This window comes from Edwardsiella piscicida (assembly GCF_001896205.1).
Lineage (GTDB): Bacteria > Pseudomonadota > Gammaproteobacteria > Enterobacterales > Enterobacteriaceae > Edwardsiella > Edwardsiella piscicida.
Genome location: NZ_MPNU01000001.1, coordinates 1,164,535 through 1,187,931 on the forward strand (window position 1 = coordinate 1,164,535; position 23,397 = coordinate 1,187,931).

Consider the following 23,397-nt stretch of genomic DNA (forward strand, 5'->3'; position numbering starts at 1 on the left):
GATGCCGGGGGATATTTATTGACTTACAGAGTGCAGCCGATGCGCCGCCCGTCGAGCAGGGCGTGCTTCAGCAGCCCGTTTTCTGCCCCCAGCGCCGAGCCAATCTGGTGCAGCTCCGCGACAAGGGGGGTGAGGGCGTCCGCCAGTTTTCGCGCAGGCGCTTGGGGTATCAGCACCATTACCGTATCGCAGGGAAGCGTGTGGCGCTGCCCTAGCTTGTCGCACACGATGACCTCATGACGCTGAATTGACAAGACGCGCGTTTCTGTCAGCAGGGTGACCTCTTTACGCTGTAGCCACGGCAGTAAACGCTGCAGATAGCGCTCCGGGATCCCGCTCCCCACCTCCGCGCCGGACTCTACCACGGTGACCGTACGCCCACGCTTGCGTAGAAATACGGCGCCCTGCAGCCCCTCGATCTGTCCGCCAAGCACCACCACCCGTTGTCCTACCGGCAGATAGAGGCGGGTCAGACGTTCCAGCAGCCGGGGGCCGAGCAGGCGCAGGGGGAGCGCGGCGCGCTGGGCAAGCCGTTTGATGCTCAGGACGTGGGGTAGATCGATACCGGGAAGGGCGGGCAGCGGATACTCTCCGCTGCTGGCGATGACGATGGCGTCGGGCCGCTCGCGCTGCACCAGCGCCTCGGTTACCTCGACATCTAAGCGTAGAGTAACCGTGGATTTGGCCAACTGTGTGCTGAGCCAATCATAGAGGGGGAGGACGTTTTCCACGTCGCACCCTTTGATCATCGCCGCCAGGCGGATCCGTCCACCGAGCACGGGGGCGCGATCGTACAGCGTGACCCGATGACCGCGCAGCGCCGCCACCCGTGCCGCCTCCATCCCGGCGGGACCCGCGCCGATGATCATGACGCGCTTAGGCTGGGCCGCAGGCTGGATAGCCAGCTCGCGCTCACGGCCCAGCGAAGGGTTGACCCGGCAGATCCGCGGCTGGGTGACCGGATCTTCGCAGCTGGCGCAGCGGGTGCAGCGCATGACGTCCTCAGGACGCCCCTGGCGCACCTTTTGTGGGAAGTCGGGATCGGCCCACAGCGTTCGCCCCAGGCCGATGAGATCGGCATCGCCGTCGCGCAGGATGCGCTCCGCCCGATCTTCGTCCATTCTTCCTGCGGTGATCACCGGTACGCTAACCACGTTGCGGATCTGGCGCGCAGAGTCGGTCCATAGCCCTTTGTCGTGCCAGCTGGCCATATAGGGCTGCATAAAGTTATCGGGCTCGGGATAAGGGAAGTAGTCGGGACAGTAGCGAAAAGGGGCGCTGCCGTAGCCGTAGCCGGCGACGTTGATGAACTGGGCGCCGGCCTGCTCCAGCGCGGCGGCATTCTCCATCGCTTCTTCAATAGTAATGGCCCCATCGGCGCCGTATTCACGCCCGTTGATTCGCACGCCCAGCACGAACTCGGGGCGGCAGCGCAGGCGGGTGGCGTACAGGATCTCGCGCACGATACGGGTGCGGTTTTCCACGTTTTGACAGCCATATTCGTCCTGGCGTCGGTTCCATACCCGGCTGAGGAAGCTGTTTAGCAGGTAGCCGTGGGCCGCGTGGATCTCCATGCCGTCCAGCCCGCCGCGATCGGCGCGGACGCAGGCGTCGACGATCTGTCGCTGGCGGAAGCGGATCTGTGCCAACGTCATGCCCTGACAGGGGTTGGCCAGCGGCGGTTTCATCGGGATCTCGTCGATGCTCAGGGTTGATGACGAGATGGGCGGCGCGCCCAGGCGTGGCCAGGCCGCCGGCCCGGAGTGGTGGAACTGAGCAAACAGCTTGCAGCCGTGGCGCTGTACCCGCTGCGCCAGGTGGCGCAGGCCGGGAATAAACCGGTCATCCCAGAGACCCAGGTAGATCCCCGGCGTCTCCTCGATGGCGCAGCCGCCCAAAACGATGGCGGCGGCGCCACCGCGGGCGATGTTTTCATACAGATCGGCGGCGCGGCTATTCTGAGCGCTACCGTCCTGATTCCACAGCCAGGTGGACTGGCCGCTTTTAATCAGACGATTTTTCAGCGTACAGTGCGGCGTCAGCGCCAGCGGGGAGAAGATCAGCGGGTATGGCATGACGGCCCTCCGGTGAGGTGGCATCGTGGGGATATGGCGCCTGAGTCGGAGCCTGCCCGGCGGTAGCGGTTACTCGTTCTCATGGCTGGCTTCGATTGCGTGGGCGATATGAGGATAGCGCCAGTGGCAGTAGAGAATGCCGAAAACGACGACGCTCGCGAGTCCCCACAGCTGAAAAGCGCTGGCGCGGGAGAGCAGCAGGTAGCATTGAAAGGTAATGCCGGACACCGAGAGGGCGATCAGCCAGCGGAGCGCCAGGGGAGAGACCCGGTATGGCGACTCGGCATACTGCTGGGGAAACAGCTTGGGCAGATCCAGCACTTTATAGGCGAGCACGATCTTAAAGCTGTAGGCCAGCAGCAGCACCACGCTGGCGATGGTGCCCATGCTGAAGTCAAACAGGATCGGTATCAGCCCAATCAGGTAGAAAATCATCAGCAGATAGACCGGCGTTTTGTAGCGGGGATGCAGGTAGGCCAGTCGCCGGGGGAACCACCCGTCGTCGCAGGCCTGCAGGATAGGTTTGGTGCAGGTGCTGATTTTGGCGTTGAGGGTCGTGGCCAGGGCGAAAATAGCACCGCAGATGACAAAGTAGATGAACAGCGGGCGGGGAAGGATCGCTTCAGCCACCAAAATTAATGACTTGTCGGCGACGTCAGGCACGGGCAGGACGCCGGAGGCTACGGTGCACATCAGGCAATACAACAGGGCGACCGTGAGCGTGGAGACAATCACCACCAGCGGGATGTCGCGCTTGGGGTTTTTGGCTTCGCCGCTGACGTCGACGATGACCTCGGCCCCGCCGGTGGCGAATACCAGCAGCGCCGCGGTCTGCAGCAGGCCAAGCATGCCGTGGGTGAGAAAGTCCGGCGGACTGAAGAAGCCCGGCTGGATTTTAAACAGGCCGAAGACGGTAAACAGAAGCAGGGCGCTGAGCAGACACAGCACCATCAGCTTTTGCACCCGGGCGGCGTTGGCCACCCCAAAGTAGTTGATGATGAAGAACAGCGTCAGCACGACGATGGCGATGCCCTTTTCACTGAAGATGGGCAGGAAAGGGTGGAGATACTGCGCCAGCGAGATGGTAAACAGCGAGATGGAGATACAGCCGATGGCGTACTGGATGATGTACAGACCGGACCATTTTGCGCCGATAAAGAGGCTGGTCTGGGTGTAGGCCCCGCCGCGTAGACGCAGGCAGCTGTTGACGAAGACCAGCGGAATGGCCGCCGCGATGACGAATAACGTGGAGATGAGAAAGGCGAAATTGGCCGATCGGCCGGTCATGGCGATGGCCACGCCGGTTAGCGACATGATCCCCGCGCCGATAATCTGGCCGACGGCGATCCCCATTAAGTCGGAGCGACCCAATACCCGTTTTAGCTCTTTGGTGCTCATGATGTCAGTCCTTTGCGCAGGCGATCCGTGGCTCTGCACCCGGGACAGCTGACGCCGGGTCAGGGGAAAGCGGCGGCGAGTGATGTCGTTTTTCACCGCGCGCTCGCTATGTATGGGTGGTGACTCCGCCCCGGCGCGCAGCGCGCGGCGGCGGAGAGGGACGATATTAGGACGATTTCAGCGCCATGATGATATTGTCGACCGCCTGACGAATATACTCTGGCGAGGTGGCGATATTCAGGCGGATAAAACCGCGCCCTGCGTCGCCAAACCAGGCGCCATAGTCGACGGCCAGCCGCCCCCGCTGCTGGATCAGCTGCGGCAGCGCCTCGTCGCTGCAGTAGGCGCGCAGATCGATCCACATCAGGTAGGTTCCCTGCAGCGGCGAAATCTGGATCAGGGGCAGCGCCCGGCGCAGAGCGGTGTCGATATAGTCATAGTTGCTGCGAATGATCGAGAGCACCTGCTGCAGCCAGTCGGCGCCGTGACGGTAGGCGGCGGCGATGGCGTAGTACCCCAGCAGACTGCCGTTGGTGGTGTGGGCCACGCGCCTGGCATAGTCATCAAAGGTCTCCCGCAGCGCGGGGTGCTCAACGATCAGGAAGGCGTTCTTGAGCCCGGCGAGATTGAAGGTTTTGGAGGCGGCGGCGAAGGTGAGAATGCGCGCTCGAAATGCGCCGTCGTCAACGGTGGCGCTCGGCTGGTGCTGACCGTCGAGCACCAGATCCTGATGGATTTCATCGGAGATGACCAGCACGTTATGCTGTTCGCACAGCGCCAGCAGCTGCGCCAGCTCCTGCTCTTGCCAGACCCGCCCCACCGGGTTGTGGGGTGAGCAGAGAATAAACAGCCGTACCCGGTTAGCGGCGATCTTCTCCGCCATATCGGCGAAGTCCATGCTGTAATACCCCTGATGGTTGATCAGATCGGAGGTGATCAGCGTACGCCCGCAGTCGCGGATCGCCTGTAAAAACGGATAGTACACCGGGGTATTGACCATCACGGCGTCGCCGGGGCGGGAGAAGGCGTTGATCAGCCAGTACAGGCCGGTGACGACGCCGGGCGTATAGCGCAGCCACGCGCGCTGGACAGGGTAGCGGTGCCGCTGCTGCTGCCACTGTATAAACGCCTGAAAATACGCCTCGGGTATTTGGCTGTAGCCGAATACGCCGTGCTGCACCCGCTGAAGCAGGGCATCGGTGACGGCGTCAGGAGAGCGATAGTCCATATCGGCAACCCACATGGCGAGCAGATCGTCATCGCCGAATTTCTCCTGTAAACCGTCCCATTTCACGCTGTCGGTGTGCCGACGCGGCGTAAAGTATTTTTCTATAAATGTATTCTGTTCCATAAATAAATGATCTCCTTTTTTATTATTATAAAGTTCGCCAAGGGCGCAGAGATGTGAATTCCTGCTCAATAATTAACCAGTGTCGGGCGGAATGAATTTTTTATTTATATGCGAATAAAAAGAATATTCATTAAAGTGAATCTTATTAGCGACGCCGGCAGATACCAGGCTATTTTCCCCGCGGCGTGCGCCGGTGGAATATCCTGGGCTCGCTGAGCGCGATCCCGGGGATATGTCCGGCGAAATATGCGTTTTATCGTGCGGTTGTGTGATTTTCCCGGCAATCGAAGGGCCGTCTCCCTTTGTTGTCGGCGAGGTTGAGGGTACACTATGGCGACCCCGAAGCCGTCCAGGAAGAGTTATGCACTGTCCGTTTTGTTCCGCTGTCGATACCAAGGTCATTGATTCGCGTCTGGTGGGCGATGGCTCACAGGTGCGCCGCCGTCGCCAGTGTCTGGTTTGCAATGAACGATTTACCACCTTTGAAGTGGCCGAACTGGTGATGCCCCGGGTGGTCAAGAGCAACGGTGTGCGGGAGCCCTTCAACGAGGAGAAGCTGCGCAGCGGCATGCTGAAAGCGCTGGAGAAGCGCCCGGTGAAATCCGACGATGTCGAGATGGCCATCAGCCATATTAAATCCCAGCTGCGCGCCACCGGCGAGCGTGAGGTCGCGACCAAGATGGTCGGCAATCTGGTGATGGATGCGCTGAAGAAGCTCGATAAGGTGGCCTACATCCGCTTTGCCTCCGTCTATCGCAGCTTTGAGGATGTGCGAGAGTTTGGCGAAGAGATCGCCCGTTTGCAGGAGTAGCGCGTTCAGCGTAGGAACCGTGATGATGATGTCTGCAGCCCATTCCGATGAATTTTACATGGCGCGCGCCTTTGAGCTGGCGCGCCGTGGCCGTTTTACTACCACCCCTAACCCTAACGTCGGCTGCGTACTGGTGCGCGACGATCGCATCGTGGGCGAAGGGTTTCATCTGCGCGCCGGTGAGCCCCATGCGGAGGTTCACGCGCTGCGGATGGCCGGCGAGCTGGCCCGCGGTGCGACGGCCTATGTCACTCTGGAGCCGTGCAGCCACCATGGCCGTACGCCCCCCTGTGCCGACGCGCTGGTGGCCGCCGGCGTTAGCCGGGTGGTCGCGGCGATGCAAGACCCAAACCCCCATGTGGCCGGCCGGGGGCTATACCGCCTGCAGCAGGCGGGGATTAGCGTGCGCCACGGCGTGATGCTGGCCGAGGCTGAAGCCATCAATAAAGGCTTTCTGAAGCGAATGCGCACCGGTTTTCCCTATGTACAGCTGAAGCTGGGCGCATCGCTTGACGGGCGTACCGCGATGGCCTCCGGCGAAAGCCAGTGGATCACCTCTGCCGCCGCCCGCGCCGACGTCCAGCGCTACCGGGCGCAGAGCTCGGCGATTTTAAGCAGCAGCGCGACGGTGCTGGCGGACGATCCGGCGCTGACGGTGCGCTGGGCGTCGCTGGATGAAGCGACTCAGCGCCTGTATCCGCAGGAGCACCTGCGCCAGCCGCTGCGGGTGATCGTGGACAGCCATAACCGGGTAACGCCGCAGCATCGGCTGATTACACAGCCCGGAGAGACCCTGCTGGCGCGGGTTGATCCCGATACGCAGGCCTGGCCGTCGTCGGTGAGCCAGCTGGCGGTACCGCGCCACGGCGAGGGGCTGGATCTGGTGCTGCTGATGATGCAGCTGGGTAAAATGCAGCTGAACAGCGTGTGGGTCGAAGCCGGGCCACGCCTGGCCGGTGCCCTGCTGCAGGCTGGACTGGTCGATGAGCTGATTGTTTATCTGGCGCCGACGCTGTTGGGCGATGCGGCGCGCGGACTGTGTCACCTGCCTGGGCTGGATCGCCTGGGCGATGCCCCGGCCCTGACGTTTAGCGACGTCACTCGGGTCGGCAACGATTTGCGTCTGACGCTGCGCATGGTCTAGGCGGCGTCATCCCGCCCGGCAGCGCGTGAGCGCTGACGTCGCGTCCGGCGGGGCGCGGCCGCCGAAATGACAATGGATCTGAGCAGAAGCGCAAAGAGTATGATAGAATCCGCCCCCCTGCGGGGTATATAACTGACGTATGTTAAGGAAACCGTATGAAAACGATTCAAGGCGTTGTTGCTGCTCCCCAAGCGCGTGTTGCCATCGCGATCGCGCGCTTTAACCATTTCATCAATGACAGTTTGCTGGAAGGGGCGATCGACGCGCTGAAGCGTATTGGTCAGGTTTCTGACGAAAATATTACCGTAGTGTGGGTGCCGGGCGCCTATGAGCTGCCGTTGACCGTCCGCGCGCTGGCGTCCTCTGGCCGTTACGACGCCGTCGTGGCGCTGGGCACCGTGATCCGCGGCGGCACCGCCCATTTTGAATTCGTTGCCGGTGAGTGCAGCTCCGGTCTGGCCAGCGTTGCGCTGAATACCGACGTACCGGTCGCCTTTGGCGTGCTGACCACCGAAACTATCGAACAAGCCATTGATCGTGCTGGGACCAAAGCGGGTAACAAAGGTGCGGAAGCCGCGCTGACCGCGCTCGAAATGATCAATGTACTTAAAGCCATTAAAGCCTGATTTATTAGTAAGGGGAATTCCGTGAAACCTGCTGCCCGTCGCCGCGCCCGTGAGTGTGCTGTCCAGGCACTCTACTCTTGGCAGATCTCTAAAAACGACATCGCCGATGTCGAATACCAGTTTCTGTCAGAGCAGGACGTGAAAGATGTTGACGTTAACTATTTCCGTGAGCTGCTGTCCGGTGTGGCAAGCAATGCGGACTATCTGGATGGCCTGATGGCACCCGTGCTGTCACGTCAGCTGGAGGAGCTGGGACAGGTTGAGAGAGCTATCCTGCGCGTGTCCATCTATGAGCTGAGCAAGCGTCAGGATGTCCCTTATAAAGTGGCCATCAATGAAGGCATTGAGCTGGCAAAAACCTTTGGCGCCGAAGACAGCCACAAGTTTGTCAACGGCGTATTGGATAAGGTTGCACCGCAGGTGCGTCCGAACCGTAAATAATCATCGCGGGTCGTCCGCCCGGCCTTATGGGGCCTGACAGCTACGCAACAGGCCGGTTCTCCGGCCTTTTTTTCGGCTGTGCGACCGGCCCGAGCGCAGGAAACAAGCTATGGCACACGGTGAATTTGATCTGATAGCCCGTTACTTTAACCGTCGGTGCACCCCGCGACACGATGTTCAGCGCGGTATCGGCGATGACTGTGCGCTGCTGTCGGTGTCGGAAAAACAGTGGGTGGCCGTCAGCAGCGATACGCTGGTCAGCGGCATTCACTTTTTGCCGGAGATTGATCCGGCCGATCTCGGCTATAAATCCCTGGCGGTAAACATTAGCGATTTGGCGGCGATGGGCGCCGATCCGGCCTGGGTGTCGCTGGCGCTGACCCTGCCCGCGGTGGATGAACCCTGGCTGCAGGCCTTCAGCGATGCCCTGTTTGAGCAGTTAGACTACTACGGTATGCAGCTGATCGGGGGAGATACGACCCGCGGCCCGCTGTGTCTGACCTATACCGTGCAGGGATTGGTGCCGGCCGGTCGGGCGCTGCAGCGCAGCGGCGCGCGGGTGGGCGACTGGATCTATGTCACCGGGACGCTGGGCGACAGCGCCGCGGGGCTGGCGCTGCTGCAAGCGCGTCTGACGGTGGCCGATGAGGCCGATCGGCGGTATCTGCTCGGGCGCCACCTGCGCCCGCAGCCGCGGGTGCTGCAGGGGCAGGCGCTGCGCGATCTGGCCAGCGCCGCCATCGATATTTCCGACGGGCTGATCGCCGATCTGGGCCACATCCTTAAGGCCAGCGACTGCGGGGCTCACCTGTACCTGGATAAGCTGCCGCTGTCGGCGGAGCTGATGCGCCACGTCGATGCGGAAACCTGTCAGAACTGGGCGCTGGGCGGCGGCGAAGACTATGAACTGTGCTTCACCGTGCCGGAGATGTACCGCGGCGCGCTGGATATGGCGCTCGCCCAGCTGGGATGCCGCTATACCTGCATCGGGCAGATGGCGCCGGCGTCAGAGGGCGTATGCCTGTGGCGCGGGGATCGTCAGGTGACGCTGGATATACAGGGGTTCGATCACTTTGGCTAAGATGACGAAGCAACAGCAGCGGGCGGCCAAGGCGCGCCTGCGCATGGGGAATCCCTGGCACCTGCTGGCGACCGGGTTTGGCAGCGGGCTGAGCCCGCTGGTGCCCGGCACCATGGGATCGATCGCCGCCATCCCGTTCTGGCTGCTGTTAGTACAGCTGCCGCTGTCGCTGTATATCGTGGTTCTGCTGCTAAGCATTGCGCTCGGCACCTACCTGTGCCACCGCACCGCGCGTGATATGGGAGTGCATGATCACGGTAGCATCGTGTGGGATGAGTTTATCGGTATGTGGATCACCCTGATGGCGGTGCCGGCGCTGGAGTGGCGCTGGGTGCTGGCTGGGCTGGTGATCTTTCGGGTGCTGGACATGTGGAAACCCTGGCCCATCCGCTGGTTTGACCGCAACGTGCACGGCGGCTGGGGCATTATGGTCGATGATATCGTCGCCGGGGTGCTGTCGGCGCTGCTGCTGTGGCTGGCCGGGTACTATGGAATACGCTGAGTCCGCTCTGACGCGGGGCGTTGGATGACATAAAAAAGGGGCCGCAGCGCGGCCCCTTTTTTGTCGGGTAGCGGCGGGCGTTAACGCGCCAGCCAGGTCTCCAGCTGCGCGAGGATGCCGTCGGCGTCCAGCCGCAGATCGCGGCGGATCTCCTCCTGACTGCCCTGGGGAACAAAGCTGTCTGGCAGACCGATATTAAGCACCGGTCGCGGCAGGCGCAGCTGCATCAGCAGCTCATTGACGCCGCTGCCGGCGCCGCCCATGACGGCGTTCTCCTCCAGGGTGACCAGGTAGTCGTGCTGCTCAGCCAGGCTGCGCACCAGCGCGTCATCCAGCGGTTTAACAAAGCGCATATCGGCGACGCTGGCGTTCAGGCGCTCGGCGGCCTCCAGCGCCTGCGGCAGCAGGGTGCCGAAGTTGAGGATAGCGATGCGCTCGCCGCGGCGGCGCAGCACGCCTTTGCCGATCGGCAGGGCCTGCGGCGGCGTCAGCGGCGCGCCGGTACCGGTGCCGCGCGGATAGCGCACCGCCGAGGGCCCTTCGCGGTATTCATAGCCGGTCTGCAGCATCTGGCGGCATTCGTTCTCATCGCTCGGCGTCATGATCACCAGATGGGGGATACAGCGCAGGAACGAGAGATCAAAGGCCCCTTGGTGGGTCTGCCCGTCAGCGCCGACGATCCCGCCGCGGTCGATGGCGAACAGCACCGGTAGCCGCTGGATGGCGACGTCGTGGATCACCTGATCGTAGGCCCGCTGCAGGAAACTGGAGTAAATTGCGACCACCGGGTGATAGCCGCCAATGGCCAGCCCGGCGCCAAAGGTGACGGCGTGCTGTTCGGCGATCGCGACGTCGAAGAACTGCTGCGGGTATTCGCGGGAGAAGCGCACCATCCCGGAGCCCTCGCGCATCGCCGGGGTGATCCCCATCAGCTTTTCATCATTGAGCGCCGTTTCACACAGCCAATCGCCGAAAATCTTGGAGTAGGTCGGCAGGGTTCCGCTGCTTTTGGGCAGGGTTCCGGAGGCGGGGTCGAACTTGGGGACCGCGTGCCAGCTGATGGGATCCTTTTCCGCCGGCGCGTAGCCCTTACCCTTCTTGGTCATGATGTGCAGTAGCTGCGGGCCTTTCAGGCCACGCATGTTTTTCAGGGTGGCGACCAGCGCCTGCACATCATGGCCATCCACCGGGCCGATGTAGTTAAAGCCCAGCTCTTCAAACAGGGTGCCCGGCACCACCATGCCTTTGAGGTGCTCTTCGGTACGCTTGACCAGCTCTTTGATCGGCGGCAGCCCGGACAGGACTTTCTTGCCGCCTTCGCGCAGGCTGGCGTACAGCTTGCCGGACAGCAGCTGGGCCAGGTGGTTGTTCAGGGCGCCGACGTTTTCGGAGATCGACATTTCATTGTCGTTCAGCACCACCAGCATGTCGGCCTTGATATCGCCGGCGTGGTTCATGGCCTCAAAGGCCATCCCCGCGGTCATGGCGCCATCGCCGATGACGCAGACGGTACGGCGGCTCAGCCCTTCGCGCTCGGCGGCGACGGCCATGCCCAGCCCGGCGCTGATGGAGGTCGACGAGTGGCCGACGCTCAGCACGTCATATTCGCTCTCGTCTCGCCAGGGGAACGGGTGCAGCCCGCCCTTTTGGCGGATGGTGGCAATGCGGTCGCGCCGTCCGGTCAGGATCTTGTGCGGGTAGGCCTGATGCCCCACGTCCCAGATCAGCGAGTCGAACGGCGTGTTATAGACATAGTGCAGTGCCACGGTCAGCTCGACGGCCCCCAGGCCGGAGGCGAAGTGCCCGCTGGAGCGGCTGACGCTGTTCAGCAGATACTGGCGCAGCTCATCGCACAGCGTCGGCAAACTCTCTTTGGGCAACAGGCGCAGATCGTCGGGATCCTGCACCAGCGCCAGCGTTGGGTATTTGGCAATATCAAAACTCATTAGCGGCTCATGTCTGCGTATTCGTGTGACAACGCCCGCCGAGCGCACGGGCCGACGGAGATTGTTATTATGGCGTTAATTATCGCGCTCAACGATAAAACTGGCTAAGGATTTTAGCGCCTGCGTATCCAGGTTGTGGCGTTGTTCAAGCTCTGCCAACGCCTGCAGCGCTTCATCCAGCAGCGTCGCGGCCTTCTGCCGGGCCTGATCCAGGCCGAGCAGGGCTGGATAGGTGCTCTTGTCCAGCTGCTGATCCGCCCCCTGGCGCTTGCCGGTTTTGCTGCTGTCGCCCACCACGTCCAAAATGTCATCCTGTACCTGGAACGCCAGGCCGATGGCGGCGGCGTAGCGGTCGAGGGCCGGGAGGGCGCGCCGTCCCGCATCGCCGCCGGCCAGGGCCCCCATGCGCACCGCGCAGCGGATCAGCGCCCCGGTTTTATGGCGATGGATCTGCTCCAGCGCCGCCAGCGCGACGTGTCGCCCCTCGGCCTCCAGATCGAGCGCCTGGCCGCCGCACATGCCGGCGACGCCGCTGGCGTGGGCCAGCTCGCTCAGCATCTGTAGGCGGTCGCGATCGGCAACGCCGGGCATCGGGCCGTCGGCCAGAATGGAAAAGGCCAGGGTCTGCAGCGCGTCGCCGGCCAGTATGGCATGGGCCTCGCCAAACTTGATATGGCAGGTCGGCTGGCCGCGGCGCAGATCGTCATCGTCCATCGCGGGCAGATCGTCGTGCAGCAGCGAGTAGGCGTGAATGCATTCCACGGCGGCGGCCGGCGCGTCCAGCGCCGTCGGCGAGCAGCCAAACAGGCCACCGGTGGCGTACACCAGATAGGGGCGCAGGCGCTTGCCGCCCAGCAGGGCGCCGTAGCGCATGGCGCCCACCAGCGGTCCGTCGGCAAAGGGCAGGGTGTCCAGCGCCTGGATCAGCGCCGCATCCGCCCGCTGGCGGCAGGTTTTCATCTGTTGTTCAAAAGATGCCATGGCTTACTCTTGTTCCGCATTGAAAGGCGAGAGCGGGGCATCCTGATCGTCGCTGAGCAGGATCTTAACGCGCTGTTCTGCCTGCTGCAGGGTCTGCTGTCCCTGGCGGGCCAGGCCGACGCCGCGCTCGAACTCGCTGAGCGCCTCCTCCAGCGGCAGATCGCCGGACTCGAGGCGTACCACTATCTGTTCCAGTTCGCTAAGTGCCTGTTCAAATGCCGGTGCGGCGGGTGCTTTCTTGGCCATATTCTCTTTACTTGGTTGCTGGCAAAACGGTGGACGGGTCCGTGGCGCGACAAGATTCTGCATCTGCTGATGTACATGTTCGCACCGTTTTGGCTAACTTAGTGGTATACTGCGCGCCCTGTGCTCGGCACGGCGCCGCATTCGACAGAAAGCGCGCCCGTGCAGTGTAAGCCCTTTTAACGCATATCTCGACGACTATTAGCCACGACCGCCATGAAGTTTATCATTAAATTATTCCCGGAAATCACCATTAAAAGCCAGTCCGTACGTCTGCGCTTTATTAAAATCCTGACCGGGAATATCCGCAACGTGTTGAAACCGTTGGTTGAAGATGTGGCGGTAACGCGCCATTGGGATCATATCGAAGTTCGGGCCAAAGAGGAAAGCCGCCGCGACCTGGTTCGCGATGCCTTAACCCGGATCCCGGGTATTCATCACATTTTAGAGGTGGAGGATCATCCTTACACCGACATGCACGACATCTTTGAGCAGACGCTGGCGATGTACCGCGAGCAGCTGGAAGATAAAACCTTCTGCGTGCGCGTTAAGCGCCGCGGCAAGCATGCGTTCACCTCGATTGAGGTGGAGCGCTATGTCGGCGGCGGCCTGAATCAGAATATTCCCAGCGCCCGGGTTCGTCTGAACCACCCGGAGGTGACGGTGAATCTGGAGATTGAAGACGATCGCCTGCTGCTGGTGCGCGGTCGCTTTGAAGGCCAGGGGGGCTACCCCATCGGCACCCAGGAAGATGTGCTGTCGCTGATCTCCGGCGGCTTTGACTCCGGGGTTTCCAGCTACATGCTGATGCGCCGCGGTTGCCGGGTGCACTACTGCTTCTTTAATCTGGGCGGTTCGGCGCATGAGATCGGCGTGAAGCAGGTGGCGCACTACCTGTGGAACCGGTTCGGCAGCTCCCACCGGGTGCGCTTTGTCGCCATCGACTTTGCACCGGTGGTCGGCGAGATCCTGGAGAAGGTGGACGACGGCCAGATGGGCGTGGTGCTGAAGCGCATGATGGTGCGCGCCGCGTCGCGGGTCGCCGAGCGCTACGGCATTCAGGCGCTGGTGACCGGGGAGGCGCTGGGACAGGTCTCCAGTCAGACCTTGACCAACCTGCGCCTGATCGACGGCGTGAGCGATACGCTGGTGCTGCGCCCGCTGATCGCCCACGACAAAGAGCATATCATCCGCCTGGCGCGCCAGATCGGTACCGAGGACTTCGCCAAGACCATGCCGGAGTTCTGCGGGGTGATCTCGAAGAGCCCGACCGTGAAAGCGGTGAAGGCGAAGATCGAGGCGGAGGAGACCCACTTCGATTTCGCGATCCTGGAGCGGGTGGTCGATGAGGCGCAGACGCTGGATATCCGCGATATCGCGCGTCAGACCGAGGCCGAGGTGGTGGAGGTCGAGACCATCGCGTCGCTGGAGCAGGGCGATGTGGTGCTGGATATCCGCGCGCCGGATGAGCAGGAGGCAAAACCGCTTCAGCTGGCGGACAGCGAGGTGATCTGTCTGCCGTTCTATAAGCTGGCCAACGCCTTCGGCGATCTGGATCAGCGCCGCAGTTATGTACTGTACTGCGATCGCGGGGTGATGAGTCGCCTGCAGGCGCTGTATCTGAAAGAGCAGGGCTACGATAACGTACGCGTTTACCGCCCGTAAACGCCGTTCCCACAGGGGCCGCCGCGGCGGCCCCTGCGCATCGCGTCAGGCATCCTGATACTGATGAATGCCGGCGGCGGTGACCAGCTGCGCCGCGACGGCGGCCGCGTTCTCTCTGCCCAGCAGAATATCAATGATCTTCAGTGCAAAATCGATACTGGTGCCCGGCCCTTGGCTGGTCAGCAGGCGTACCCGCTCGTCATAGTAGGCCCGCTTATCCATCCACTTCTCCGCCGGAATGGCCGATTTCATACCGGGATAGCCGGTCATGTTGGCGATGGGAAACAGGTTGTGGTGCTGTAGGATCAGCGCTGGGGCGGCGCAGATGGCGGCGATCAGGCGCCCCTCCAGATGCATCTGGCGGATCTTTTCGATCACCAGATCGCTATCGCGCAGGCACTCGGCGCCGGCCACGCCACCGGGCAGGATCAGCGCATCGAAGGGCTCATCGGCCACCTGAACCAGCGTCGTGTCCGCCAGCAGGCGCACGCCGCGCGAGCAGACGATCTCCCGGCTGCCGTCCGGCGCGGCGCTGGCGCTGACGACGCGAATACCGGCGCGCACCAGCAGATCGTGGGTGGTGACCACTTCGGTCTCTTCACTGCCAGGTGCCAGACACACCAAGGCCGATACGCTCATAGGTTTGTTCCTTTCGTTTTATCAGATCAAAAAGTTGACGGTTTTCCGGCAGCGCCAGGCCGTGGCTACGGCCACAGCGGATCAGATGGCCAGTGATGTAGTCGATTTCGGTATGGCGCTGGGCCTGAACGTCCTGCAGCATCGAGGAGTGGTTATCGGCGGTGAGGTTAATCACCTGCATCACGTAGCTGTGCAGGGTCTCCGGGGTGGTGCGATAGCCCTCGGCCTCCATCACCTCGGCGATCTCGGCGATCAGGGCGTGAATGTGATCCTGATGACGGGCCAGCGCGCCGTTATGGCAGCTATAGAGCACGCTGAGCGGATTAATTACGCAGTTTATCGCCAGCTTATTCCACAGCGCGGGCTGAATATTGTCGTGCCAGGCTACGTCGGGCAGGGCCCGGTGCAGGGCGTCGGCCAGCGCGCTGCAGGATTGCCCCGCCTCATTGAGCGGGCCGATATGGGTGATCCCCCCGGCGACGTGCCAGACGGTATGCCCTTCTCGGCGCGCGGCGTGCGTCGTGCTCCCCTGCAGCAGGGGCTGACGGGGGAGCGTCCGCAGCTCATCGATCGCCCCCATTCCGTTGTGCAGCAGCAGCAGGGTACAGTGCGGGGAGAGCCGGGGCAGCAGCGGCGGCAGGGCGTTGGCGATTTGCCAGGCTTTCAGGGTCACCAGCAGCAGATCGCTTTGCGCCAGCAGCTCGGGGTCATTGGCAGGAAGCTGGCGCTGGTAGGTTAGCCCCTGCGGCGTGATCAGGTGGACGCTACAGTCTGGCTGGGGAAGCCGCAGCCAGCCCTGAACCTGGTGTCCGCGCCGCGCCAGTGCAGACAGCCACAGTTTGCCCAGAGCGCCACAGCCCAGAACGGTTATCTTCATTACACCTCCACGGCATTTCCGTGCGCGCCGAAAACGCATGTTACCCCATACAGTATAAACTTTTATGCCGCTCGGTGTCCCGTCGCCGTTAGCGGCGGCGGCCCGGCGATCTTGCATCATGGCGCTGAGCCGTTATCATGCACGGCATTATAGCGAGAGGAGAAGTAGCATGCCGTCATTCGATATCGTATCCGAAGTGGATCTGCAGGAAGTGCGTAACGCCGTCGAAAACGCCACGCGTGAGCTGGCGTCGCGCTGGGATTTTCGTAATGTGGAGGCCAGCATTGAGCTGAATGAAAAGAATGAAACCATCAAGCTCACCACCATCTCTGACTTTCAGGTTAAGCAGCTGATCGATATTCTGCGCGAGAAGCTGGTCAAGCGCGGCATCGAGGCCGGAGCGCTGGAGATCCCGGAGGCGTGCGAGCACAGCGGTAAGCTTTACAGCGTAGAGGCGAAGCTGCAGAAGGGCATCGACAGCGCCATGGCGAAGAAGCTGGTGAAGCTGATTAAAGACAGTAAGCTGAAGGTGCAGACGCAGATTCAGGGCGAACAGCTGCGCGTCACCGGCAAGTCACGCGACGATCTGCAGGGGGCGATGGCGCTGGTGCGCGGCGCCGATCTGGGCCAGCCGTTCCAGTTTAATAACTTCCGCGACTGATCCCCTTGGGGCAGGCTCAGTCCTGCCCCAAGGGGTTACTCTCCCCGTTCTGCGGCGCGCTGCAGGAACGTTTCCAGCGCCTCGCGGCTGGTCACCTGGCTGTCGATCTTGATGTAGGCGGTATGCTCATCGGCGATCAGCATGACATCGTTCACCCCCGGCTGCTGGCGCAGTTGGCAGGCCAGCGCGGTATCGGCCGCCAGCGCCGGCGGCAGCACGATACGCAGGCTGCTGACGTAGGGCGGCTCCTTCATGGTCAGGCTGATCACAAACCACATCACCGCTAGCACCGCACAGCCGGTAAAGATGGCTTCGGCCCCGCCGCGGGCGTAGACGATCCCGCCGAGAATGCCGCCGATGGCGACGCCGATAAACTGGCAGGTGGAGTAGACCCCCATCGCCGTTCCCTTATAGCCCGGCGGTGACTCCTTGCTGATCAGCGACGGCAGCAGCGCCTCCATCATGTTAAAGGCGAAGAAAAAGAGCTGAATCCCGAGAATAATGCCCCACAGATGCAGTTCGGCGTACCACAGTACCACCTCGGCGGCGATCATCAGCACGACGCACAGCTGAAAAACCTGCTTCATCCGCCGCTGTTTTTCCGCGTAGATAATAAAAGGCACCATGGTGATAAAGGCGATCAGCATGGTGCACAGATAGACTTTCCACTGCTCACCGCGCGCCAGCCCCGCCTGCTCCATCAGCGGCGGCAGCGCGATAAAGCTGGACATCAGCAAAATATGTACGCACATGATGCCGGCGTTGAGGCGCAGCAGGGCCGGACGTAGCAGCACGCTGCCGAAGGCGCCGCGTACCATGCTGGCGTCGCGGTTGAGCAGATGACTGGTCGGCGCGGGGATCAGGTACAGGGTAATGGCGATGCCGAGCAGCGCGAGCAGGGTGATCAGGCCGAACAGCCCAGAAAGGCCCAGCGCGTGGGTAACCAGCGGCCCTGCGACCATCGCGATGGCAAAGGTGACGCCAAAGCTGACGCCGATGAAGGCCATGGCTTTGGTTCTGTTTTGCTCGCGGGTCAGATCGGAGAGCAGCGCCATCAGCGCCGCGGCGATGGCGCCGGCGCCCTGCAGCGCGCGCCCGAGGATGACGCCCCAGATAGAGTCGGTCATGGCGGCGACGGCGCTGCCGAAGGCGAAGATCAGCAGCCCGGCGACGATCAGCGGCTTACGGCCTACCCGATCGGAGATGATGCCAAAGGGGATCTGAAATAGCGCCTGGGTGATGCCGTAGATACCGATGGCCAGCCCTATCAGGGTCTCGCTGGCGCCGCTGAGGGACATACCATAGGTTGTGAGCACCGGCAGCACCATAAACATGCCCAGCATCCGCAGGGAGAAGACGGTGCCCAGTCCCCAGGTGGCCTTACGCTCGTCTGGCGTCATGCGAAAATCATTCATTACAACCTCACGTCGGTATGGGGATTTTCCCGTGGTTTAGCGCTGCGGCGCGGGCAGGGATTGGGCGCGGTAGTCGAGCCAGGCTCCCCAGAGGATGCCTGACACGCACAGGGTGAGCCCCAGCGTAAACAGCGGTTCAGACGGGATGCGCAGCGCGGGATCGTACAGGTATTGCGCCAGCAGGATCAGCAGCCAGATGCCGATCAGCAGGACGCCGGAGAGCAGCAGGCGCAGCGCGCGGCGGTAGGCCTGTGGCGAGGCGTGACGCGGGCGAAAGCGCCCGGTCTCCTGGGCATACTCCAGGGTGCGGCGGCACAGCAGCAGCAGCGCCAACCCCGGCAGGGCGGCGATGACGGAGAACAGGTAGAACAGCGGCCAGCCGTGCAGCTCAACGAACCAGCCGGCGATGGGACCGACGTAGACCCGCCCGACGGCGGAGAGCGCGGAGAGCAGGGCGAACTGGGTTGCGGAGAAGGCCCGGTTACACAGGGTCATCAGCAGGGCGACAAACGCCGCGGTGCCCATGCCGCCGCACAGATTCTCCAGGAAGATGGCGCCGCCCATGGTCAGCAGGTTCTTATCCGTCACGGCCAGCAGCCAGTAGCCGAAGTTGGAGACCCCCTGCAGAATGCCGAACAGCATCAGGGCGCGGAACAGCGACAGGCGCTGCATCAATACCCCACCCCACAGGGCACCGACGATGGTGGCCAAGAGTCCCAGGGTCTTGTTAACCAAGCCGACCTCGCCGGCATCGAAGCCGACGCCGCGGATCAGAAAGGTGGTACTCAGGCTGCCGGCGAAGGCATCGCCCATTTTGTACATCACGATCAGCAGCAGGATCAGCCAGGCGTTGTCGCGCAGAAAAAAGTCGCGCAGCGGCGCCAGCACCGCCTGCTCCAGCGTGCGCGGCGGCGGGACATCGGCCTGAGGCTCCGGCGCCATCAGGGTGGCGGCGATACCGATCAGCATCAGGGCCGCCATCAGCCAATAGGTGGCCTGCCAGCCCAGATAGCGATCGGCCAGCCACAGCGCCAGCCCTCCGGAAACCAGCATCGCCAGGCGGTAGCCGAACACGGAGATGGCCGCCCCTGCGCCGCGCTCCTCTGCGCTGAGCAGGTCGGTTTTATAGGCGTCGAAGACGATATCCTGTGATGCGGAGCAGAACGCGACCATGACCGCCAGCGCGGCCAGCCACCACAGGTGCCGCTCCGGATTGAGCAGGCCCATGCTAAAGATGGCGATCAGCAGCAGCACCTGGCTCAGCAACAGCCAGCCCCGACGTCGCCCAAGCAGCGGCGGCGTGTAGCGATCCATCAGCGGCGACCAGAGAAATTTAAAGACGTAGGCCTGGCCGACCAAGGAGAAGAAGCCGATGGTTTTCAAGTCGACGCCGGCGACGGTCATCCACGCCTGCAGGGTGCCGGAGGTCAGGGCCAGCGGCAGTCCCGAGGCGAAGCCGAGCAGCAATAAAACGGCGCTGCGGCGTTGGGTGAAAATGGCTAAATAGGCTGTTGGCATATAGGGTATTGGCCGGCGCGCCGCGGCGCACCGGCGTCAGGGGTTAACGGGCGTTGGTTTTGATAAAGTCGCTGATGCTGCTGTCCTGGGCCATGCTGCTGACAATATCGCTCAGCGCATTGTTGACGGCATTGGCGATTTTGCTATTGCTGGCGGTAAAGGCGCCCTGCTCGTTATAGCTGGCGCGGTAGGTTTTCACCAATTTACTGCCGTTGCGCGCGGTGGCGATGATAGAGACATCGGCGTGGGTGGTGATGCTGTAGCGCAGGTTGCCTTCGCTGACGTCGGCATACAGACGGTTAACCACGATCTGCAGATCCACGGCGCCGTTCGCCCCGATCATGTAGCCGCGGGCGGTCATCTGCTTCTCTAGGATCTCCTGCAGCAGGAAGCGCAGATCGCGCTGTGCCGTTAGGGTGACCAGCTGGCCGTCGCGGTTTACCTTGGCCAGCGCTTTGTCCTGGCGCATGTCGGCGCCGTTGATGCTGATGGTGATCCCCTGCAGCGTCGGATCCTGCTGCGGCAGCGCCATCTGCGGGTTGATATTCAGGGTGGTGCTGTGGCTGGCACAGCCGGCCAGGGCGATGAGCGCCAGCAGAGGAATAAAGAGTTTTTTTAGCATCGTCATTATGATAGCCATTGTCTGGTGTTGAGTGATAACAGGCATTGTGTCCACTGTGCCGGGCACAGATTTTCATATCATATCATTGCCCCCGCAGAGGCGGGAGGCCTGCGGCGGGGGATTTTCGCGGCGCGGCGCGGCGAGCGCTGATCGTGGCGAAGATATCGTTTTTACCGCATTGATTATAAGGATTTATTTAGGGTTGAAAGCAGATTATACGTAACGTTAAATTACAGGCGGGAGTGCGTAGAATAGTAAAAAGCGGCTACGCTTTAGGGTAGGAGGCGGGAAAGGTATACCGTTTAGCCCCGCGAAGGGCGGGTATATCGGATGCAGGTACTGCGCCTGCCGCCGCGATGTGCTCCCGACGCGTTAGCGTGTCATGTACCACTGCCGTTGCCGGATAAGGGGATGTCGTATGATGAGAGAGCAGATAGAAGCCAAACTGCGGGCGGCCTTTGAGCCGGTCTATCTGGATGTTGTGGACGAGAGCTACCGGCACAATGTTCCGGCCGGCTCGGAGACGCACTTTAAGGTGGTGATGGTCAGCGATCGCTTCCAGGGCGAGCGTTTCCTGTCGCGCCACCGCGCGATCTATGGCGCGCTGGCGGACGAGATGGCCGATGGGGTGCACGCCCTGGCGCTGCATACCTATACCCGTAAAGAGTGGGCGGGGCTACAGGATACGGTGCTGGCCTCCCCGGTATGCCGCGGCGTGGGCAGCGGCAGCGCACGTCTGGCCTGAGGGCGCCCTCTCTGCCGGGCGGGGGATGGCATCGGCGAGCGCACGAAAAGAAGAAGATGGCCTGCGGGCCATCTTTTTTATACCCTGTGCAGAGTCGGACGGGATAGCTCGGCGCGAAAATGTGAGGCGCCACGTGACTTAATCCCGGCGGTTCTCGACTCCCAGTGCGCGCATCGCTATAATGTCGCGTCTATTTTTCCGGAATGGTATTCGGGACGCTTCTGAAAACAGGGAAAGCGGTATACACCCGATGCGCTTCGGGTTGCATCGGCGCGGCGACGCAGTGGACTCTCTGAAACTTACTGAGGTAGGTGACCGGGAGGGCGCGGAGAAGCCAGCGGCGATGCTGCTTGAAAAGCGACGGGGTTACGTCTTGCGTCATCCCGCTTCAGAGTAAGTTGCGGCTCTCAGGCATGATGCAGAGAACGGCTTCTGGCGTTGACCGAGCACTGTGATTTTTTGAGGTATAAGATGCAAGTTTCTGTTGAAACCACCGAAGGCCTGGGTCGTCGCGTAAATATTACTGTTACTGCTGATAGCATCGAAAAAGCAGTAGAAAGCGAACTGCGTAATGTTGCCAAGAAGGCACGCATTGACGGTTTCCGTAAGGGTAAAGTGCCGATGAACATCGTCGCTCAGCGTTATGGCGCATCTGTACGTCAGGACGTGCTGGGCGATCTGATGCAGCGTAATTTCGTCGACGCGATCATCAAAGAAAAACTGAACCCGGTCGGCGCGCCGAAGTATGTGCCGGGCGAATACAAACTGGGTGACGACTTTGCCTATGCGGTAGAGTTCGAGGTGTACCCGGAGATCGAACTGAAGGGTCTGGACACCATCGTGGTTGAGAAGCCGCAGGTTGATGTTAACGACGCTGACGTAGACGCGATGATCGAAACCCTGCGTAAGCAGCAGGCTTCCTGGGTGGCCAAAGAGGGCGAAGTGGGCGCTGAAGATCGTGCGACCATCGACTTCACTGGTTCTATCGACGGCGAAGCCTTCGAAGGCGGCAAGGCGACTGACTTTGTACTGGCCATGGGCCAGGGCCGCATGATCCCGGGCTTCGAAGACGGTATCCTGGGTCACAAAGCCGGCGAAGAGTTCGTTATCGATGTGACCTTCCCGGAAGACTATCACGCTGAAAACCTGAAGGGTAAAGCGGCCAAGTTCGACATCGTGCTGAAGAAAGTTGAAGAGCGCGAGCTGCCGGAGATGACCGCCGAGTTCATCAAGCGCTTTGGCGTTGCCGATGGTTCTCTGGATGGCCTGAAGGCCGAAGTGCGCAAGAACATGACCCGTGAGCTGAAAAACGCCGTGCGTAACCGCATCAAGGCACAGGTTCTGGACGGTCTGGTTCAGGCGAACGAAATCGACGTTCCGGCTGCGCTGGTCGACGGCGAAATCGACGTGCTGCGCCGTCAGGCTGCACAGCGCTTCGGCGGTAACGAGCAGCAGGCGATGGAGCTGCCGCGCGAACTGTTCGAAGAGCAGGCGAAGCGTCGCGTTATCGTGGGTCTGCTGCTGGGCGAAGTGATCAGCAAGAACGAGCTGAAAGCCGACGATGCCCGCGTGAATGCGCTGATCGAAGAGATGGCATCCGCCTACGAAGATCCGCAGGAAGTGGTCGAGTTCTACAGCAAGAACAAAGAGCTGATGAACAACATGCGCAACATGGCGCTGGAAGAGCAGGCGGTTGAAGCCCTGCTGTCCCAGGCTAAAGTCAGCGAAAAAGCGACCACCTTCAACGAACTGATGAACCAGCCGCAGGCGTAAGCCCCAGGCCATTAGGTTCGTGAGTATGAAAACCTTCGTCCTCGGGCGAAGGTTTTTTTTATGCGGCGGCTTTATTTTATCTCATCCGCCCCCAGATCGTTTAAATACTGTCTGCCTGATGTGCAGGGACGGCAGGGGAGAGCCCGATTGCGCATAGTCAATCCGGCCTATCTCAAGTAGAATCAAAACGTACCACTGCTGAAGAGATTTCTATAGGAGACGGTTAATGTCATACAGTGACCAGCGTGAGTTAGCACCGCACATGGCGTTGGTGCCCATGGTTGTTGAGCAGACTTCGCGCGGCGAGCGTTCATACGATATTTTTTCCCGTCTGCTCAAAGAACGCATTATCTTTCTGACAGGGCAGGTCGAGGACCATATGGCCAACCTGATCGTGGCCCAGATGCTGTTCCTGGAAGCAGAAAACCCGGAAAAAGACATCCACTTATATATCAACTCACCGGGTGGGGTGATCACCGCCGGGATGTCCATCTATGACACCATGCAGTTTATTAAACCGGATGTCAGCACGATCTGTATGGGGCAGGCCTGTTCAATGGGGTCGTTCCTGCTGGCGGCCGGCGCGCAGGGCAAACGTTTCTGTCTGCCGAACTCTCGGGTGATGATCCATCAGCCGCTGGGCGGCTTCCAGGGGCAGGCGACCGATATTGAGATCCATGCTAAAGAGATCCTCAGCATCAAGGCGCGCATGAATACCCTGATGGCCAAGCACTCCGGACAGCCGATTGAGGTTATCGAGCGCGACACCGAGCGCGATCGTTTCATGTCTGCACAGGACGCGGTGGAGTACGGTCTGGTTGACGCCGTACTGACCCAGCGCGCCTGATTTGTGCGGCGAACCGACCCTCATGCTGCCTGTCTG

Annotated in this window: 22 protein-coding genes; 11 read left to right on the forward strand and 11 right to left on the reverse strand. The window is 61.6% G+C overall.

Annotated elements, in window-relative coordinates; genetic code table 11:
- Positions 1–23 precede the first annotated feature (23 nt).
- The 3 genes from BRD58_RS05260 to BRD58_RS05270 all read right to left on the reverse strand — a co-directional run bounded on the left by BRD58_RS05260 (position 24) and on the right by BRD58_RS05270 (position 4,824).
- Positions 24–2,075 (reverse strand): oxidoreductase, encoded by a 2,052-nt coding sequence (locus tag BRD58_RS05260; RefSeq protein ID WP_073381907.1) that lies wholly within the window; start codon positions 2,073–2,075, stop codon positions 24–26.
- 69 nt (positions 2,076–2,144) lie between these two features.
- Positions 2,145–3,569: an APC family permease gene (locus BRD58_RS05265; RefSeq protein ID WP_225857583.1), complete on the reverse strand. Its 1,425-nt coding sequence runs from the start codon at positions 3,567–3,569 to the stop codon at positions 2,145–2,147.
- A gap of 70 nt (positions 3,570–3,639) precedes the next feature.
- The gene (locus BRD58_RS05270) at positions 3,640–4,824 is read right to left on the reverse strand and encodes a MalY/PatB family protein (protein ID WP_015461113.1); all 1,185 of its coding nucleotides are present in this window, start codon (positions 4,822–4,824) and stop codon (positions 3,640–3,642) included.
- Between the two features lie 361 nt (positions 4,825–5,185).
- Here BRD58_RS05270 and nrdR point away from each other — a divergent pair, with 361 nt between their 5' ends.
- From nrdR to pgpA, 6 genes are all read left to right on the forward strand, one after another.
- Entirely contained in the window at positions 5,186–5,635 is a 450-nt protein-coding gene (nrdR, locus tag BRD58_RS05275; protein ID WP_012847837.1) for a transcriptional regulator NrdR, read from the forward strand.
- A 22-nt stretch (positions 5,636–5,657) separates the two neighbouring features.
- Entirely contained in the window at positions 5,658–6,779 is a 1,122-nt protein-coding gene (gene ribD / locus BRD58_RS05280) for a bifunctional diaminohydroxyphosphoribosylaminopyrimidine deaminase/5-amino-6-(5-phosphoribosylamino)uracil reductase RibD (protein WP_012847838.1), read from the forward strand.
- A 155-nt stretch (positions 6,780–6,934) separates the two neighbouring features.
- The gene (gene ribH / locus BRD58_RS05285; protein WP_012847839.1) at positions 6,935–7,405 is read left to right on the forward strand and encodes a 6,7-dimethyl-8-ribityllumazine synthase; all 471 of its coding nucleotides are present in this window, start codon (positions 6,935–6,937) and stop codon (positions 7,403–7,405) included.
- A 21-nt stretch (positions 7,406–7,426) separates the two neighbouring features.
- Positions 7,427–7,846: a transcription antitermination factor NusB gene (gene nusB / locus BRD58_RS05290; RefSeq protein WP_012847840.1), complete on the forward strand. Its 420-nt coding sequence runs from the start codon at positions 7,427–7,429 to the stop codon at positions 7,844–7,846.
- Positions 7,847–7,955: 109 nt separating this feature from the next.
- A complete protein-coding gene (gene thiL, locus BRD58_RS05295; RefSeq protein ID WP_012847841.1) occupies positions 7,956–8,927 on the forward strand; it encodes a thiamine-phosphate kinase in 972 nt (323 codons plus the stop codon).
- A 1-nt stretch (position 8,928) separates the two neighbouring features.
- Complete coding sequence (gene pgpA, locus BRD58_RS05300; protein WP_015461114.1) at positions 8,929–9,429, forward strand: phosphatidylglycerophosphatase A; 501 nt, start codon at positions 8,929–8,931, stop codon at positions 9,427–9,429.
- 80 nt (positions 9,430–9,509) lie between these two features.
- Here pgpA and dxs read toward each other — a convergent pair whose 3' ends face one another.
- The 3 genes from dxs to xseB form a co-directional block, all read right to left on the reverse strand.
- Complete coding sequence (dxs, locus tag BRD58_RS05305) at positions 9,510–11,375, reverse strand: 1-deoxy-D-xylulose-5-phosphate synthase (protein WP_012847843.1); 1,866 nt, start codon at positions 11,373–11,375, stop codon at positions 9,510–9,512.
- Positions 11,376–11,450: 75 nt separating this feature from the next.
- A complete protein-coding gene (gene ispA / locus BRD58_RS05310; RefSeq protein WP_012847844.1) occupies positions 11,451–12,356 on the reverse strand; it encodes a (2E,6E)-farnesyl diphosphate synthase in 906 nt (301 codons plus the stop codon).
- Between the two features lie 3 nt (positions 12,357–12,359).
- Positions 12,360–12,602, reverse strand: a complete 243-nt coding sequence (xseB, locus tag BRD58_RS05315) for an exodeoxyribonuclease VII small subunit (RefSeq protein WP_012847845.1) — start codon at positions 12,600–12,602, stop codon at positions 12,360–12,362.
- 213 nt (positions 12,603–12,815) lie between these two features.
- Between xseB and thiI the strand changes: the two genes are divergently transcribed.
- The gene (thiI, locus tag BRD58_RS05320) at positions 12,816–14,264 is read left to right on the forward strand and encodes a tRNA uracil 4-sulfurtransferase ThiI (protein WP_069578322.1); all 1,449 of its coding nucleotides are present in this window, start codon (positions 12,816–12,818) and stop codon (positions 14,262–14,264) included.
- A gap of 45 nt (positions 14,265–14,309) precedes the next feature.
- Here the strand turns inward: thiI and yajL are convergent, their stop codons facing one another.
- Positions 14,310–14,903 carry a protein deglycase YajL gene (gene yajL / locus BRD58_RS05325; protein WP_012847847.1) on the reverse strand — a complete coding sequence of 198 codons (594 nt, stop codon included), beginning with the start codon at positions 14,901–14,903 and terminating at the stop codon, positions 14,310–14,312.
- Entirely contained in the window at positions 14,863–15,780 is a 918-nt protein-coding gene (gene panE, locus BRD58_RS05330; protein ID WP_012847848.1) for a 2-dehydropantoate 2-reductase, read from the reverse strand. Before panE ends, yajL begins: the two co-directional genes overlap by 41 nt.
- Before the next feature lie 169 nt (positions 15,781–15,949).
- On the opposite strand from panE, the gene BRD58_RS05335 reads away from it, so the two are divergent.
- Positions 15,950–16,441, forward strand: coding sequence for a YajQ family cyclic di-GMP-binding protein (locus BRD58_RS05335; RefSeq protein ID WP_012847849.1), 492 nt, complete (start codon positions 15,950–15,952; stop codon positions 16,439–16,441).
- A 35-nt stretch (positions 16,442–16,476) separates the two neighbouring features.
- Here BRD58_RS05335 and BRD58_RS05340 read toward each other — a convergent pair whose 3' ends face one another.
- The 3 genes from BRD58_RS05340 to BRD58_RS05350 are packed head-to-tail and all read right to left on the reverse strand — an operon-like array spanning position 16,477 to position 19,996.
- On the reverse strand, positions 16,477–17,856 hold the full coding sequence (locus BRD58_RS05340; RefSeq protein WP_012847850.1) for an MFS transporter: 1,380 nt from the start codon (positions 17,854–17,856) through the stop codon (positions 16,477–16,479).
- A 36-nt stretch (positions 17,857–17,892) separates the two neighbouring features.
- Complete coding sequence (gene ampG, locus BRD58_RS05345) at positions 17,893–19,374, reverse strand: muropeptide MFS transporter AmpG (RefSeq protein ID WP_012847851.1); 1,482 nt, start codon at positions 19,372–19,374, stop codon at positions 17,893–17,895.
- Between the two features lie 43 nt (positions 19,375–19,417).
- Positions 19,418–19,996 (reverse strand): lipoprotein, encoded by a 579-nt coding sequence (locus tag BRD58_RS05350; protein ID WP_069579607.1) that lies wholly within the window; start codon positions 19,994–19,996, stop codon positions 19,418–19,420.
- 418 nt (positions 19,997–20,414) lie between these two features.
- Between BRD58_RS05350 and bolA the strand changes: the two genes are divergently transcribed.
- The 3 genes from bolA (at position 20,415) to clpP (ending at position 23,361) form a co-directional block, all read left to right on the forward strand.
- Positions 20,415–20,741 (forward strand): transcriptional regulator BolA, encoded by a 327-nt coding sequence (gene bolA, locus BRD58_RS05355; RefSeq protein WP_012847853.1) that lies wholly within the window; start codon positions 20,415–20,417, stop codon positions 20,739–20,741.
- 471 nt (positions 20,742–21,212) lie between these two features.
- Entirely contained in the window at positions 21,213–22,514 is a 1,302-nt protein-coding gene (gene tig, locus BRD58_RS05360; protein ID WP_015461118.1) for a trigger factor, read from the forward strand.
- 226 nt (positions 22,515–22,740) lie between these two features.
- A complete protein-coding gene (gene clpP / locus BRD58_RS05365; protein ID WP_015461119.1) occupies positions 22,741–23,361 on the forward strand; it encodes an ATP-dependent Clp endopeptidase proteolytic subunit ClpP in 621 nt (206 codons plus the stop codon).
- Positions 23,362–23,397 lie beyond the last annotated feature (36 nt).

Bases quoted from the DNA above. Each gene is read 5' to 3' on its own strand.
- bolA (WP_012847853.1), top strand. From the start codon at position 20,415: ATGATGAGAGAGCAGATAGAAGCCAAACTGCGGGCGGCCTTTGAGCCG.
- BRD58_RS05270 (WP_015461113.1), bottom strand. From the start codon at position 4,824: ATGGAACAGAATACATTTATAGAAAAATACTTTACGCCGCGTCGGCAC.
- BRD58_RS05260 (WP_073381907.1), bottom strand. From the start codon at position 2,075: ATGCCATACCCGCTGATCTTCTCCCCGCTGGCGCTGACGCCGCACTGT.
- ribD (WP_012847838.1), top strand. From the start codon at position 5,658: ATGATGATGTCTGCAGCCCATTCCGATGAATTTTACATGGCGCGCGCC.
- xseB (WP_012847845.1), bottom strand. From the start codon at position 12,602: ATGGCCAAGAAAGCACCCGCCGCACCGGCATTTGAACAGGCACTTAGC.
- BRD58_RS05335 (WP_012847849.1), top strand. From the start codon at position 15,950: ATGCCGTCATTCGATATCGTATCCGAAGTGGATCTGCAGGAAGTGCGT.
- pgpA (WP_015461114.1), top strand. From the start codon at position 8,929: ATGACGAAGCAACAGCAGCGGGCGGCCAAGGCGCGCCTGCGCATGGGG.
- clpP (WP_015461119.1), top strand. From the start codon at position 22,741: ATGTCATACAGTGACCAGCGTGAGTTAGCACCGCACATGGCGTTGGTG.
- thiL (WP_012847841.1), top strand. From the start codon at position 7,956: ATGGCACACGGTGAATTTGATCTGATAGCCCGTTACTTTAACCGTCGG.
- nrdR (WP_012847837.1), top strand. From the start codon at position 5,186: ATGCACTGTCCGTTTTGTTCCGCTGTCGATACCAAGGTCATTGATTCG.
- thiI (WP_069578322.1), top strand. From the start codon at position 12,816: ATGAAGTTTATCATTAAATTATTCCCGGAAATCACCATTAAAAGCCAG.
- dxs (WP_012847843.1), bottom strand. From the start codon at position 11,375: ATGAGTTTTGATATTGCCAAATACCCAACGCTGGCGCTGGTGCAGGAT.
- ispA (WP_012847844.1), bottom strand. From the start codon at position 12,356: ATGGCATCTTTTGAACAACAGATGAAAACCTGCCGCCAGCGGGCGGAT.
- tig (WP_015461118.1), top strand. From the start codon at position 21,213: ATGCAAGTTTCTGTTGAAACCACCGAAGGCCTGGGTCGTCGCGTAAAT.
- ribH (WP_012847839.1), top strand. From the start codon at position 6,935: ATGAAAACGATTCAAGGCGTTGTTGCTGCTCCCCAAGCGCGTGTTGCC.
- yajL (WP_012847847.1), bottom strand. From the start codon at position 14,903: ATGAGCGTATCGGCCTTGGTGTGTCTGGCACCTGGCAGTGAAGAGACC.
- BRD58_RS05350 (WP_069579607.1), bottom strand. From the start codon at position 19,996: ATGCTAAAAAAACTCTTTATTCCTCTGCTGGCGCTCATCGCCCTGGCC.
- BRD58_RS05340 (WP_012847850.1), bottom strand. From the start codon at position 17,856: ATGAATGATTTTCGCATGACGCCAGACGAGCGTAAGGCCACCTGGGGA.
- panE (WP_012847848.1), bottom strand. From the start codon at position 15,780: ATGAAGATAACCGTTCTGGGCTGTGGCGCTCTGGGCAAACTGTGGCTG.
- ampG (WP_012847851.1), bottom strand. From the start codon at position 19,374: ATGCCAACAGCCTATTTAGCCATTTTCACCCAACGCCGCAGCGCCGTT.